Source organism: Novosphingobium sp. BL-S-34 (assembly GCF_056857015.1).
In genome coordinates, this window is sequence record NZ_CM166473.1 from 152,501 (window position 1) to 166,988 (window position 14,488).

Here is a 14,488-nt window from a genome sequence, read left to right on the forward strand (position 1 = left end):
GGTCTTCAACAATGGCCGGGCCGCTTTCGACCAGGCCAGTGCCCAGCGCAGCCAGGCGGAAGCCCAGCGCCGGGCCAGCGCGCTCGATATCGAACAGGCCATCACCAATGCCCAGGCCGAGGCGGACAATGCCGCCGCGCTGGCACGGACCGCATCGGGACCGGCGCTGGTCGCAGCACAGGAAGCGGCCCGCATCGCGCGCATCGGATACCGCGAGGGCAAGTTCGGCCAGCTCGATCTGCTCGATGCCGAACGCACGCTTGCCGAAACCCGCGTCGCTGCGATCGACGCGCTTGCCGCCTATCAGAATGCCCGCGCGCAGCTGGAGCGCCTGACCGCGCCCGCCGTCGCACCGCAAGTGGGGAACGGATTGTGAAGACCTTCAACAGATACGCCTACGCCGCATTTCCCTTCGCCTTGGCCTTGCCGCTCGCACTCGCTGCCTGCGGTGGTGGCGGTTCCCAGGACGCTGCGCCCACGCCGGAGAAGCCCGAAGCGGGCCAAGCCGCCCACGCCGATGAAGGCGAAATCACACTGACGCCGGCGCAGATCGCTTCGGCAGGCATCCAGATCGGCCGTCCCATGGTGGGAGGCTCCGGCACTCTCGAACTGCCCGGGACCATCGAGGCCGACCCGCAAGGCATGCAGGTCGTTTCCGCCGCGATCGGCGGCCGTGTCGTGGCGCTGGGCCAGAATCTCGGTCAGTCGGTCGGTCGCGGTGGGATCATGGCCGTGATCGAGAGCCGGGAAGCGGCCGTCCTCAAGGGCGAAGTCGAAGCCAGCCGCGCGCGTCTGGCCCTGGCCAACGCGAATCTTGCCCGCGAGCAGCGTCTGTTCAGCCAGCGCGTTACGCCGGAGCAGGATCTGATTGCCGCGCGCACCGCAGCAACCGAAGCGCGGATCGCCTACCGGCAGGCGCAGGGACAGGTATCCGCCGCCGGTGCCGGAGGCGGCGGGCTCAACCGCCTTGGCATTACCGCGCCGATCTCCGGGCAGGTCATCGCCCGTAGCGTCATCCTGGGCCAGACGGTCGACGCCAATGCCGAATTGTACCGGATCGCCGATCTTTCGAGCGTCTCGCTCGCGCTGAGCCTGCAACCTGCCGACGCTGGGCGGGTGAAACCGGGTAGCCCGGTGACCGTCACGGCTTCCGGCCGCAGGGCCACTGGCAAAGTGACGTTCGTATCCCCCGCGCTCGACGTGCAGACGCGCCTCGTGCCGGTCATCGCCGCGCTGGACAACCGCGGCGGAGAATGGCGCGTGGGCGAACCCGTGACGGCTTCCGTCCAGCTTGGCGGCGAAAGCGGGGACGGCGCCGTGCGCGTTCCGAGCACCGCCGTGCAGACGGTGGAGGGCAAGAGCGTGGTCTTCGTGCGCACTGGAGCGGGCTTCCGGGCGGTGCCGGTGACGCCGGGCGACAATGCCGGGGGCACCGTGATCGTCCGTTCGGGCCTGACGGGCACCGAGCAGATCGCCACCACCAACAGCTTCACGCTCAAGGCCGAACTCGGCAAGGGCGAAGCGGCGCACGAGGACTGAGCCGATGATCGCTTCCATCGTCAATTGGGCGGTCGACAAGCGCTGGCTCGTCCTGCTGCTCACCGCGCTTGCCGCCGCCATCGGCGCTGCCGCCCTGTACCGTCTTCCCATCGACGCGGTGCCGGACATCACCAATAACCAGGTGCAGATCAATATCCGCGCCCCGGCCCTCTCACCCGAACTGGTCGAAAAGCAGGTATCCTTCCCGATCGAGACCGCGCTGGCCGGCATTCCCGGCCTCGACCACACCCGCTCGCTCAGCCGCAACGGCTTCTCGCAGATCACGGCCGTGTTCGACGAGAGCACCGACATCTACTTCGCGCGCCAGCAGGTGGGCGAACGCCTCAGCGGCGTGACGCAAGACCTTCCCCCTGGCGTCAACCCGGAGATGGGCCCGATCGCCACGGGCCTTGGCGAGGTCTATATGTGGACCGTCCGCCTCGAACACCGCAGGGATGACAAGCACTTGCCCGGTGAGCCGGGCATGCAGCCGGATGGCAGCTACATCACGCCGGAAGGCGAGCGCCTGACAAACGATACCGACAAGGCGACTTATCTGCGCGCGGCGCAGGACTGGATCGTCGCGCCCTTGCTGAAGAACACCAGGGGGCTGGCCGGGGTCGATTCCATCGGCGGCTATGCCAAGCAGTTCCTGGTCGTTCCGGACGTCCAGCGCCTGGCGGCGATGAGCATCACGCTCACCGATCTGGCCACGGCTCTGGAGCGCAACAATACCAGCGTCGGCGGCGGCTTCGTCGACCGTAACGGCGAAGGCCTGGCCGTGCGTTCGAACGCGCTGATCCAGAATGCCAGCGAGCTTGCGAAAGTCGTCATTGCCACGCGAGAGGGGGTTCCTGTCACTCTCGGTCAGGTTGCCGGCGTCAGGACCGGACAGGCGGTCCGCATGGGTTCGGCGTCCGAGAACGGTACTGAAGTCGTGGTCGGCACCGCAATCATGCGGATCGGCGAGAACAGCCGCACGGTCGCCACGGCGGTCGGGGATCGCCTTCGGGAGATCAATGCCTCGCTGCCGCCCGACGTGATCGTGCAGCCGGTCCTGGACCGCACCGAACTCGTCAATGCGACCATCAGGACTGTCGCCCGGAACCTGGGTGAAGGCGCCTTGCTGGTCATCGTCGTGCTGTTCGCGTTGCTCGGAAACTTCCGCGCCGCGCTGATCGCTGCCATGGTGATCCCGGTTTCCATGCTGCTGACCAGCTTCGGTATGCTCAGGACCGGCGTTTCGGCGAACCTGATGAGCCTTGGCGCGCTGGACTTCGGCCTGATCGTCGACGGGGCCGTCATCATCGTCGAGAACGCGCTGCGGCGCATTGCCGAGGCACAGCATCGTAGCCGCCGCCTGCTCACCGTAGAGGAGCGCCTGGCCACGGTCGCCACGGCTGCGCGCGAGATGATCCGGCCCTCGGTCTATGGGCAGGCGATCATCATTCTCGTCTACGTTCCGCTGCTCACGCTCACCGGTGTCGAGGGCAAGACGTTCGTGCCGATGGCGCTGACGGTCATCATGGCGCTGGCCTTTGCCTTCGTGCTCTCGCTGACGGCGGTGCCGGCGGCGATCGCGATCTGGCTCTCCCGCCGCGTGGAGGAAAAGGAAGGCCGGATCATGACCTGGCTCAAGGCGCGCTACGAGCCGGGACTCGACAAGGCGATGAAGCGGCCGACGATGACCGTGGGTGTCGGCGTGGCCGGCTTCGCCGTGGCCATCGCCGCGTTCGTGGGGCTGGGACAAGTGTTCCTGCCGCAGCTCGATGAGGGCAACCTGCTGATCCAGGCGCTGCGCATTCCGGCCACCTCGGTGCAGCAGAGCCAGGCGATGCAGGTGCCGATCGAGCGGATGATGTCGCGGCAGCCGGAAGTGCAGTTCGTCTTTTCGAAGACGGGCACGGCCGAACTCGCATCGGATCCGATGCCGCCCAATGCCACCGACATGTTCGTGATCCTGAAACCGCGCGATCAGTGGCCGGACAAGCGCCTTGCCAAGGACGAACTCGTCGCTCGTCTCGAAAAGGCGCTGAATGAATTCCCCGGCAATGCCTACGAAGTCACGCAGCCCATCCAGATGCGCTTCAACGAACTGATCGCAGGCGTGCGCGGGGACATCGCGGTCAAGGCCTTCGGTGAAGACTTCGGCGCCATGAATGCCACGGCCGAGAAGATCGCCGGGGTGCTGCGCCGGACCCGGGGCGCCACCGACGTCAAGGTCGAGCAGACCACGGGTCTGCCCATGCTCGACATTCGCGTCGATCGGGATGCCATGTCCCGTCTCGGCGTGACCGCGCAGGACGTGCAGGACATCGTCACCGCCACGCTGGGCGGCCGCGAGGCTGGCATGATCTTCGAGGGGGATCGCCGTTTCCCGGTGGTGATCCGCCTGTCCGAAGCCCAGCGCGCCGATATCGGCCTGCTGCGGCAGGTACTGGTGCCGGTGCCTGGCGGGCGGTTCGTGCCGCTTGCCAGCGTTGCCGATATCGGGATCGCGGAAGGCCCGAACCAGATCAGCCGCGAGAACGGCAAGCGCCGCGTGGTGGTCCAGGCCAATGTGCGCGGCCGCGATGTCGGTAGCGTGGTGGAAGATGCCCGGGCGGCGATTGCCGGCGAGGTCCGTCTTCCCCCGGGCAGCTATCTGGAATGGGGCGGCCAGTTCGAGAATCTCGCCTCCGCCAGGGAGCGTCTGCAACTGGTGATCCCCGCCTGCTTCGCCCTGATCCTGCTGCTGCTCTACGGGGCGCTTGGCTCGATCCGGGACGCGGCGATCGTGTTTACCGGGGTGCCGATGGCATTGGTCGGGGGCGTATTGCTCCTGTTTGCACGGGGTATGGATTTCTCCATAGCCGCGGCCGTGGGCTTCATCGCGTTGTCGGGGATCGCGGTGCTCAACGGCCTGGTCATGGTCTCGTCGATCCAGGACCTGATGCGCCAGGGCATGGAGCGCGCCGCGGCCGCGCGCATCGGCGCGCTCCAGCGCCTGCGACCCGTGGTCATGACCGCGCTCGTCGCCAGTCTCGGCTTCGTGCCGATGGCGCTGGGCAGCGGAGCGGGTGCGGAAGTGCAGAAGCCGCTGGCCACGGTCGTGATCGGCGGGTTGCTCTCGGCAACCCTGCTGACGCTTTTCGTGCTGCCCACGCTCTACGCCCGCTACGGTCGCAACGACCTGCCGGCCGAGGAAGGTCGCGGCGATCCGCCTGGTTCGGACGGATCGGCCACATTCCCGTGAACGGTTTCGGCGCCAGTGTCGCAGCCGGGGATGCCACGGTGCATGGCGGACCTATCCGGTGACTTCCGATGGTCGTAGGACGTCGGTAGGAAGTCTGGCGATCCGCCGATTCCAGCGCCGCGTCAGCCCTCAGGATTTTCCCGATGTGCTGCTGCGGGAGGCCTTGCGCTAGGACAACCCGCCGGGCGACCAGGCATCCAGAAGTTCCCGCGCGCCTTTGCCGGGGCGCGGGAGCGGCGCAAGCTCACCCGGCTCGGGACAAGGAACCTGAACGATGTACGAAGTCATCTTCGTTGGAGGCTCGAAAGCGTTCGCAGGCATGATCCCGGTCCGGGAACCGCAGCTATGCTGATCCTGGGCCATGCGCTTGTTCAGGCGGCGGCGCTGGCGGCTGTCATGCCCGCACTTCCCGCGGACGGGCAGCCGGAACCGTCCGGCGCGGAAGCCTCGGCCGGGCATGGCGATAGTGCGGCCTTGCCGGCCGATCCGCCCGCGCCCGCCGCCCCCGTGGCCTTGCCTGAAGAGGACGCAAAGCCCCCGGCGAAGGACGGGGTTCTCAAGTTCGGCGTGGGCATTCGCGGGCGAGTGGACGTGCGGTTCAACGATGTCGACGGGTCGGGCGCCCGGCGCACGTCGACTCACTTGTCATTCGATACGGTGATCCTGAAGCTCGACTACGATTCGTCCACGTTCTTCGGGGCCGCCGAATATCGTTTCTACGGCGGCAGTTTCATCTACAGCCGCAAGAACGGCTATGACGGTTATCCCGGCGAAGTGAACTTTCCCGCCTACGCCTACATCGGCGCGAAGCTCTCCGCATCGGACAAAGTGACCCTGGGCCTGCAACCGGTGCCTTTCGACGACCGCTACTGGGGCAATTCCTGGTACAACAGCCTGGGCTTCGTCTACGGGCTTGAGGAAGTCTACGATGTCGGGATCAGCTACGGCCATTCGGGCGAGACGCTCTCGTTTGCCGCCGGCCTCTTCCCCACGACAGGACCGGCGGTGATGGGCCAGAGCAGGGACAGTGCCCGCTACAGCGTCAACATCGTGCGCGGCGATTCCTATCTGCCCGATTCCTCGGACAATGCAGAGCGGAACATCGTTGCAGGCAGGGTGCAATATGCCCTTGCCGCCTCGGATCACGGGAAGCTGACGCTGACAGGGTCGGCGTGGCTTTCCGACGTGCACAACTTCGACACGGGCAAGGATGGCTCCCGGCGCGCCTATGCCCTCAGCCTGACCGACGAAACCACGGCGCTGCGCAAGAAACTGCTGGTGGCCCGGCAAGCCATCAATCCCGCCAATGCCGGCCGCAGCGACCTGATCGCGGTGGGCGACTACGATTCCTCGTACAATATCGCCGCCAGGAGCACGATGGCCTTTGGCGAACTGAGCCATCCGATCGAGACGAGGCGCTTCCCGTTCAAGATCAATCTCTACGGCAGCTATGCCCGCGTCTTCAAGGATGCGAAGGGCTTCGCCGATACCCAGCGCTTCAATCTGGGCGCGTTCTGGACCGACAAGGCGAGCGGACGCATTCGCGTCTGGACGGAAATGCTGGTCGGCCGCAACGATCCCTATGTCGGCGCCGGGCAGTTCGTGTCCGGCGGCGCGCAAGGCGGCGACGACCGGTGGAAGACTTCCCTGCTGATCATGGCGGGGTATTATTTCTGATCGGGCGAGGCAGTCCCTCCGGCCTCAGCCATCTTTCTATCGTTGCACCGGCGGAAGTGCGCCGCCGCCTGCCTGATCGGAGGCCACCTGCAGGCGGCCGCCTTCGGTGAGGGCACGGTGGTCGATCTTCATCGCCGGCAGCGAAGCACCGTTCCACGTCGCGGTCTGGCCCTCCCCGGTGCGATGCCTTTGCTCGATCCTGAAGGGAGCGCCGCCTTGGGGATGCACGGTCGCCTCCAGAAACGCGGGGGTGGTGACGACGTACTCCGGCTTGCCGGGCGTCAGGGGGTAGAGCCCCAGGGATGCCCAGACATACCAGGCCGCCATGCCGCCCGCATCGTCGTCCATCCCGTCGGCATAGCCGACGGGATCGAGTGCGAAGCTGCGTCCGTGCCAGGGCCGGGGGCGTTTGCCGGCATTGGTGTACCAGTGGTCGATGGGGCTATCGAGGATCTCGCGGACCAGCGATGCGGTCCGGGCGGGCTGGCCCGCGGCGGAGAACAGGAACGGCGCCTGGATGTCGGGCTGGTTGGTCATGTTGAACAGCCCCTGGTCGAAGAAGCGGCCGAGTTCGCGGCCGAAACGGGCGCGCCCCAGTTCCTGGTCGATCATCCAGTCGAGATCGAACACGGGGGCCCAGCGATATTGCCACAAGGTGCCCTGATAGAGACCTCGCGCCTTCACCACATCGAAATCGGGCGCAACTTCCTTGAATACGCGCTGCCACATGGTCCGGTAGCGCAGCGACCGTTCGTGCAGGCTGGCCGCGAGCGGGCGGTTGCCGATGTCGCTTGCCAGTTCGGCGGCGGCCCAGACGTCGTAAGCCGTCTCGATCTGCTGGTCGGGCGCCTCGTTCGGAAGCGCGTCGAGTTCCTTTATCATCAGCGGAAGGATTTCCGCCGCGTCGAAGCCGCCGATTCCCTTGCGGCGGAAATCGAGCAGGGCGACACCGGCGTGTTCGGTACGCACGGTGATGAACGGTTCGTTCTGCGTGCTCCACTGCGCCTTGCCCGCCAGGTAGAGTTCCGCGAGCGACGCGGCGATGTCCTCGGACCTGACCGGATCGAGAAGCGCGATCAGCGGCAATTGCGTGCGATAGTTGTCCCAGATCGCCCAGCCCGAATAGCGATGATGGCCGCGCGGTACGCGGTGCAGGGTGCCGTCCGATTGCCGGTAGCGGCCATCCGCGTCGTCGATCCTCGCGGGGGTCTGAAGGACGCGGAAAAGGTGAGTGTAGAACAGGCGTGCGCGCTCGCCGCTGCCCGGCACTTGCACCCGGGCGAGTTCGCGCGCCCACTCCGTCCGCGCCTCGCGCCTGACGTGTTCGAGGGACCGATGCGCCGCGCCTCTTTCCAGCACGCGCCGTGCGGAGCGCGCGTCCACGACCGAGAGCCCGGTGCGCATTTCGACGCGATCGCCGGCCCTGACGGCAAAATCGTAGGCCTGCCGCTCGTCACCGAGTGAAATCGGTGCGGCCTTTACCGTCTGGCCGTTACGGCTGAGCGTACCGGCGAAGGACAAGTGATAGACGCCCTGGTCGCACACGGTTCCGGCGGACATGCTGCCGCGCATGTCGCCGGCCTGGCGCTTCTGCCATTGCGCGCTGTGGCGCTTGGTATAGCTGTGCCGCGGATCGAGCACGACGCGTATGGTTCCGGAACGCGGCATGGTGAAGCGCGAGATTCCCACCGCGCCTGCGGCGGCCAGATCGGCGCGAATGCCGCCGCCGTAGCGCACGCTGTACCAGCCCGGTCCGGCCTGTTCGGACGCCTTGTCCATGGCCCAGGGCGCCGTGTCCCCCGCGTAGCCGACCGAGACGAGCAGATCGCCCCCACTGCCGCCGCACCCCACCCCGACGGCGCGGGTATGGGAGAAGCCGAGGAGATGGTCCGCCTGGTAGTCGTAACCGGCATGCTGCGCCGGAACCGTATCGGGAGACAGCTGCACCATGCCGAACGGGCCGGTCGCGGCGGGCGTCAGCTGGCCGTGATCGCCTGACGTCCCGACGAAAGGATCGACCAGGTCCACCGGAGCGGGCGCTTCATCGGCCCAGGCCGGCGGGCAGAGCAGCCCGATCCCGAGGGGGCAGATCCAGAAGCGTAGCTGCACGGCAAGCCTGCCGGTCTTCATCATCGTCAAGGTGTGTTCCTGAACAGGGAAAGCGGGATCGTGCGGCCCATGGCTTCATAGCCGCCGTTGCCGGGATGGAGGTGATCCCCGGAATCGTAACGCCGCTGGACCATGGGCGGGCTGGATGTGTCGCGCAAGGCCGCGTCGAAGTCGATCACGGCATCGAATTCGCCCGCGCCGCGGATCCAGGCATTGGCGCTCTGGCGGGTCTCTTCCATCTCGCGGGTGAAAGCCTTCCAGCCGAAGCCGGGCGTGATCGTGCCGCCGTAGATGCGGATGCCTTTCGCGTGGGCAGCCGCGATCAGCTTCCTGTACCCGGCGATGAGGTCGGACGGTCCGAGCGCCGGTTCGCCGGGCAGAGTGGCACGCCAGATGTCGTTCACGCCTTCCAGCACGATCAGGTGGCTGACACCGGGCACCGAGGCGACGTCGCGCATGAAGCGGTCCACCGCGGCGGTCCCGCGGCCTTCGCGCAGCAGACGATTGCCGCTGATCCCCATGTTGACGACGCCGCACCGCGGCCCCGAGCGACTTTCGATCAACCTTCTGGACAGCACGCCGGGCCAGCCCCGCCAGTCCGGACGGGTGCCGCGCGCGCCTTCGGTTATGGAATCGCCCAGCGTGACGATCGTGCAGGCCGCAGCGGGGTTATGGACGGTCAGCTGGGTGACCAGCGGGCGCAGCTTGGCGGGTTGCAGCGCGGTGCCTTGCGCATCGACGGTGCCGGGAGCGAACGCCGCCGGGAATGCCGCATTGCCGGCCACTGCGGTGCTGGGGCCGGATGTCACGATTTCCACCAGCAGGTCCTCGCCCGCCGTCACGGGGAAGTCGCTGGAGAGCGTCTCTGCCACCTGGCCGCCCGCTATGATCGCGCCGACCCCCGCGGCAAAGGCCAGGGGCCTGCGACTCGCGGCCGCGAGCGCGAAGCCTTCCGCTCCGGCTGCACGGGAAATCGAGATCGCTGCGATGTGCAGGCTTCGGGCGCCTTGCGGGTTGCTCAGCATCAGCCGCACCGCGTCTCCCGTCTGGCTGGCGCGGATGCGATAGCGATAAGTGCCTTCCTGGTTCTCGGTCTTGACGCTGCCTGTCGCAGGAGAGGTGGCATAGCCCCAGGCCCCCGCCCAGCCTTCGTCGGCGGGCCGGGCGTGCTCCTGGCTTGTGGCCGCCGCGGCAGGCGCGGCGAGAGGGGCGGCAAGAGCCGGGACGAGCCAGGCGGCGGCAATCAGGCGCTTCATGTTCGGCCCCTTCAGAACTTGAACCGCAGGGCGGCGGAATAGACGCGGCCTTCGAAATAGACGCGGTCGGTGAAGGCCTTGGCGCCCCAATAGGCCCGCTGCGGGCGATTGAGCAGGTTGGTGCCGTCCACCGTCAGCGAGAGGTTGCGGTTGAAGTTGTAAGTTGCCGAGGCCGCCAGGCGTGAGATCGGGTACCAGTTCAGGTTCTTGGAGGGATCGGTCAGATTGTAGCTGAGCGTGAAGTCGCTGCGCCAGGACCAGGCGACTTTCGCGCGGAACCGGCCGTCATCGTAAAACAGGCTGGCATTGTAGCTGTGCTTCGAGATGCCGGCCGTCTGCCCCTTGAAGGCGGCGGTCACTTCCGTTGCCGGGAGGTTCTGCGCGGAGTCGATATATGTATAGTTCGCCGAGGCGCCGAAGTGCCGCAACAGGCCCGGTGCGAAGTCGAAGAAGGTGTTCGCGCCCACTTCCACACCCTTGATATATCCGTCGCCCGCATTGACGTACTTGGTCACGTCGACGGTTCCCAAGGCGCCGGGGATCGCATCGTCTTCCACCGTCGTCTTGACGATGTAGCCCGTCACGTCCCGGTAGAATCCGGCAAGCGAGATCGAGCCCGTGCGGCCGAAGTAATATTCCAGCGAGAGGTCCCAATTGGTCGAGCGCACCGGTTTCAGGTCCGGATTCCCCGAAGTGGCGATGCCGGTGTAGTCGCCCGACGCGCTCTGGACCTGCACGAGTGCCACGGTGGGATTGAGGTTGGCGAAGTCTGGCCGGCTGAATGTGCGCGTCCAGGCGCCTCGAAGCTGCAGTTCGGGCGTGAAATGCACGATCGCCGTGATCGCGGGGTCCACGTCCACGTAGTTCTGCCGGCCGTGGATCGGCGCGTATCGGGTAATGGTGCCGCCGGTGGTCGGGGTGTTTTCGCGAATGCTCTGGGTGCCGTCGATGGAGAGCCAGGTGTTCACCACGCGCAGGCCCGCCACGCCGTCGACCGGCATTCCCGCCAGTTCGAAGCCGTACTTGAACTGCCCATAGGCCGCGAAGCTCTGCTCCTTGCCGTCGAAGGCGGCAAGCGGATCGTAAGCCGGGCGGCCGTCGTCGGTGAAGTAGCCGGGCTTGAGCGCGCTCACGTAATCGTTGAGCGCGATCACGTTCGCTTCGCTGTTGAGATAAGTGGCGTCATAGCCGACCCAGCCCGTGGGAATGGCCGCATCGTCCCCGCCCGGGCGGCGCGACAGCACGGCGGGCGTCTCTCCGCCCGGAAAGGCGGACATCGGCAGCTTGAGCGCGTTCAGGTCCACCAGCCCGGTGCCCGAACGATATTCGGCGGTGCGGCGGGCATAGCGAAAGCCCGTCTTGAAGGCGCGAAAGAAGCCGGTGCCGGTATCGAGTTCCAGGTCCGTGCGCCATTGCAGGCCCTTGCCCCTTTCCCGCTGGCGCGTGTCCGAATAGGCGCGGACATGGAACTGGTCGATATCGCCCAGATCGGCAGTCGGGTAAGCATAGGACAGCCCGCCCCATGTGCCGTCGCTCTGGAAGGTCGCGTCGATGACCGGCGCCTGGTTGAACCCGAGCAGGAACAACTGCTGGTCCGTCTCGATCCGCGATGTGGTATAGACCGCGCTGGTGGTCAGCGCGGCGATGCCCGACTTGAAGTCGGCGCCGAATTCGATCTGGGTCGTGTCCAGCAGCTGGCGCGTGTGGTTGGAGCGGGCACCCGAGTTGGCCGTTGCGGTGAAGCGGGCGCTCTTGACGATCTGGGTGCCCTCTACCAGCTCGACATTGGCGAGAGCCGTGTTCGCCGCGATGTTCGTCTGGAAATCGGTATCGGTGTAAGTGTTGTCGTCCGTGACATTGGTGGCGCGCAAGTGCAGGCCGAAGTTGTAGGCAGGGCGCCACTGGATCTCGCCGGTCAGGACCGGGCGCTCGTAGTGGCCCTTGGGGTTCTTGGCGAGGATGCCGGTCGGCAGGCTGTAGCCGGCGGGGGTAGTCTGCGGGCCCAGGCTTTCGCGATACGATTCGTAGTAGTCCCGCCGCGTGTAGCTGGCATTGACGAGCACGCCGATTTCGCCCGCCCCGGTATCCCAGTTCCCCGCGACGAGCACGTCGCCGTTGTACATCAGCTTGTCGGCCTGATCGTCGTAGCTGCCGCGCAGGGTGGCCGCGACGCTGATGCCCTTCCTGAAGTCCAGGGGCTGGCGCAGCTGGACGTCCACCGCGCCGCCGATGCCGCCTTCGATCAGGTCGGGCGTCAGGGCCTTGTAGACTTCCATCGAGCGGATCAGTCCGGCCGGATAGCTGTTGAGCAGAGTGCGCCGCGATACGCCCGTGTAGGCCTCCTGGCCGTTGATGGTCGTCACCACGCTGGAGATCCCGCGAATGGTGATGGCCTGGCCTTCGCCGCGGTTGCGGAACACCTGCACGCCGGGCAGGCGGGCGAGCGCCTCGGTGGCGCTGTTGTCGGGCAACTGGCCGATATCTTCGGCGGCGATGGCATCGACGATCGCGTCGGACTTGCGCTTGATGTCGCGCGCGGTGCTCAGGCTGGCGCGAAAGCCGGTGACCACGATGTCATCCGCGGCGGCGGCATCGCTGGGAACCGGCGCGCGCGCCTCGCTCAGCTTCACGCGGCGCAGGACGATCCGCGCACCGTCGTCGGCGGCCACTTCCAGGCCGGTGCCCGCGATCAGCAGGCGCAGCGCGGCGCGGGCATCCATGGGGCCTTTCACGGCGCGGCTGCGCAGCGCTTCAAGGCCCTCGCCCGGCGCCACGATCTGGATCTGCGCCTGCCTGCCCAGCGAGGCTATGGCGCTCGCCATCGGCTGGGCGGGAATGTCGAACTGGCGCTGCTGGGCAAGCGCAGGCGTGGCAATGGCACAGGCGACGACAGCCATGCCGCAGCCGGAAAGAAGTCTCGAATGCATGAGTAACGATCCCCACCAGCGGCGCGTCTGCCGCTTTCGAGGGCTAGATGCGAGGCCGCCGACGATCCTCCATCCCCAGGCAATTTTATTTTCGCGAGAGCACGACGGCATCGTCGCGCTCGGTCAGCCGCAGGCCGTGGGCGAGGGCGGCGGCCTGCGCGAAGCCCTTGGGATCGCTGGTGGAAAAGACGCCTGCAACTTTCAGGCCGGCCACCTGGGGATCGTCGATGACGATCCGGCGGTCCGAATAGCGGGCATATTGGCGCGCCGCATCGCCCAGCGTCAGCCCGGTAAGGTCCATCTCGCCGCGTTGCCACAGGCCCAGGCGGTCGACTTCGCCCACCGAAAGCTGCTCCCGCGTGATCGCGCCTTGCGCAGGTACGGTCATGCGGTCGCCTGCCGCCAGCAAGGCCGGTGCCGCGCCCTTCGCCTGCACTTCCACGCGGCCTTCGCGCACGATGACCGCCACTTCGCCAAGCTCCGAAAGGTGGACCAGGAAGCTCGTCCCGACCACCCGGATCCGCACCGGTCCCGCTTCGACGATGAAGGGGCGGGAAGCGTCCTTGGCGACGTCGAAATTCGCTTCCCCGGCCAGCATGCAGATCCGGCGTTCCAGCGGCTTCATCGCCACCGAGACTTCGGTTCCGGCATTGAGCGTCACGGCGGATCCATCCTCGAGCGCAGTGCGGCGCACGGTGCCCTTGTCTGCCGTCAGGCTGGTGCTTCCGGCCAACCGGTCCAGGCCCAGGGCCACGAGGAGCGATGCCGCCATGGCACCGGCCGCGCCGCCCAGCCATAGCCTGCGGCTCATCACGCGCTGCTCGGAAACGCGCGGGGTTTCGGCCGAGACCTCGGGAATGCCGGTGGCCACCTCGGGAATGTCGCGGTCTACGCCGAGTGCCACGGCGCGGTCGAAATAGGCGTTTGCCGCCATTGCCCGTGCGAAGGCGCCGGCGTGGCGCGGGTCGGCGGCCAGCCAGGCGTCGAGTTCAGCCTGGTCCTGCGGATTCAGCGTGGCGGCATCGACGCGCAGCGCCCACTGCGCCGCGCGCTCGTCAAGCGCGTTCACGCGGTCGGGATCTGTCACTGGTCTCGCTGTCGTCTCGCTGTTCACGCACGCTAGATGACGCATTGCGGACATTTCCGCCACGCCCGATTGCGTTTGTGAGGATCGCGAGCGCCTTCACCATGTGTTTCTCGACCGTGCTCTCGGCGATGCCGAGCGCTTCGGCCACCTGGCGCTGGCTCAGGCCCTGGATCTTGCGCATCGTGAAGACTTCGCGGCAGCGGTCGGGCAGGGCGGCAATGGCCGCGGAGACTTGCGACAGTTCCTGGCGGTCCGCAGCGACCCTTTCAGGCGTCGGGGCGTCCTCCGGGATCTCCAGGAACTGTGCGTTGGCTTGCACGTCGATGGTCACGATCCTGGCGCGGCGCAGCGATTGCAACACGACGGACTTGGCCACTTCGAACATATAGGTTCGCGCATTGCGAATGTGGTCCACCCGCTCGATCGACGCGAGGATCGCGTAGGTTTCCTGGACGACATCGTCCACTTCCAGCCCCGCGGACGCCGTGCGCGCGGACAGCCACTGCCGCAGGGCAGCTTCATGCGGGAAGACATTGCGTCCCAGCCAGACGGCGCGTTCACGGGAAAAGGACATCGACGCCGCGACTATCCGGGCTGCATGACAATTTGGATACAGCGGCGCTCAAGGACGAAAGTTCTCTCCGGCATGGCGGATAGG

9 protein-coding genes (1 of these 9 only partly in view) are annotated in these 14,488 nt (G+C 66.9%); 4 read left to right on the plus strand and 5 right to left on the minus strand.

Translation table 11 applies throughout. The features are described from left to right. The 4 genes from AC1VV3_RS15020 to AC1VV3_RS15035 all read left to right on the plus strand — a co-directional run. Positions 1-376, plus strand: partial view of a TolC family protein gene (locus AC1VV3_RS15020; RefSeq protein WP_482962691.1) — the end only. Its footprint begins 911 nt before the window's first position; only the last 376 of its 1,287 coding nucleotides appear in the window; its start codon lies off the left edge, out of view; it ends in the stop codon at positions 374-376. Next, complete coding sequence (locus AC1VV3_RS15025) at positions 373-1,539, plus strand: efflux RND transporter periplasmic adaptor subunit (RefSeq protein WP_482962692.1); 1,167 nt, start codon at positions 373-375, stop codon at positions 1,537-1,539. Before AC1VV3_RS15020 ends, AC1VV3_RS15025 begins: the two co-directional genes overlap by 4 nt. Positions 1,540-1,543: 4 nt before the next feature. After that, positions 1,544-4,774, plus strand: coding sequence for an efflux RND transporter permease subunit (locus tag AC1VV3_RS15030; RefSeq protein WP_482962693.1), 3,231 nt, complete (start codon positions 1,544-1,546; stop codon positions 4,772-4,774). A 345-nt stretch (positions 4,775-5,119) separates the two neighbouring features. Next, a complete protein-coding gene (locus tag AC1VV3_RS15035; protein ID WP_482962694.1) occupies positions 5,120-6,451 on the plus strand; it encodes a hypothetical protein in 1,332 nt (443 codons plus the stop codon). 36 nt (positions 6,452-6,487) lie between these two features. Here the strand turns inward: AC1VV3_RS15035 and AC1VV3_RS15040 are convergent, their stop codons facing one another. The 5 genes from AC1VV3_RS15040 to AC1VV3_RS15060 all read right to left on the minus strand — a co-directional run bounded on the left by AC1VV3_RS15040 (position 6,488) and on the right by AC1VV3_RS15060 (position 14,404). After that, the gene (locus tag AC1VV3_RS15040; RefSeq protein ID WP_482963145.1) at positions 6,488-8,584 is read right to left on the minus strand and encodes a glycoside hydrolase domain-containing protein; all 2,097 of its coding nucleotides are present in this window, start codon (positions 8,582-8,584) and stop codon (positions 6,488-6,490) included. Between the two features lie 2 nt (positions 8,585-8,586). Next, on the minus strand, positions 8,587-9,816 hold the full coding sequence (locus tag AC1VV3_RS15045) for an SGNH/GDSL hydrolase family protein (RefSeq protein WP_482962695.1): 1,230 nt from the start codon (positions 9,814-9,816) through the stop codon (positions 8,587-8,589). 11 nt (positions 9,817-9,827) lie between these two features. Continuing rightward, positions 9,828-12,743 (minus strand): TonB-dependent receptor, encoded by a 2,916-nt coding sequence (locus tag AC1VV3_RS15050; protein WP_482962696.1) that lies wholly within the window; start codon positions 12,741-12,743, stop codon positions 9,828-9,830. Positions 12,744-12,828: 85 nt separating this feature from the next. Continuing rightward, positions 12,829-13,830 (minus strand): FecR family protein, encoded by a 1,002-nt coding sequence (locus tag AC1VV3_RS15055; RefSeq protein WP_482962697.1) that lies wholly within the window; start codon positions 13,828-13,830, stop codon positions 12,829-12,831. Further along, a complete protein-coding gene (locus AC1VV3_RS15060; RefSeq protein ID WP_132267159.1) occupies positions 13,799-14,404 on the minus strand; it encodes an RNA polymerase sigma factor in 606 nt (201 codons plus the stop codon). The genes AC1VV3_RS15055 and AC1VV3_RS15060 overlap by 32 nt, the downstream gene beginning before the upstream one ends. Positions 14,405-14,488: the final 84 nt, after the last annotated feature.

Bases quoted from the DNA above. Each gene is read 5' to 3' on its own strand.
- AC1VV3_RS15035 (WP_482962694.1), top strand. From the start codon at position 5,120: ATGCTGATCCTGGGCCATGCGCTTGTTCAGGCGGCGGCGCTGGCGGCT.
- AC1VV3_RS15030 (WP_482962693.1), top strand. From the start codon at position 1,544: ATGATCGCTTCCATCGTCAATTGGGCGGTCGACAAGCGCTGGCTCGTC.
- AC1VV3_RS15050 (WP_482962696.1), bottom strand. From the start codon at position 12,743: ATGCATTCGAGACTTCTTTCCGGCTGCGGCATGGCTGTCGTCGCCTGT.
- AC1VV3_RS15060 (WP_132267159.1), bottom strand. From the start codon at position 14,404: ATGTCCTTTTCCCGTGAACGCGCCGTCTGGCTGGGACGCAATGTCTTC.
- AC1VV3_RS15040 (WP_482963145.1), bottom strand. From the start codon at position 8,584: ATGATGAAGACCGGCAGGCTTGCCGTGCAGCTACGCTTCTGGATCTGC.
- AC1VV3_RS15045 (WP_482962695.1), bottom strand. From the start codon at position 9,816: ATGAAGCGCCTGATTGCCGCCGCCTGGCTCGTCCCGGCTCTTGCCGCC.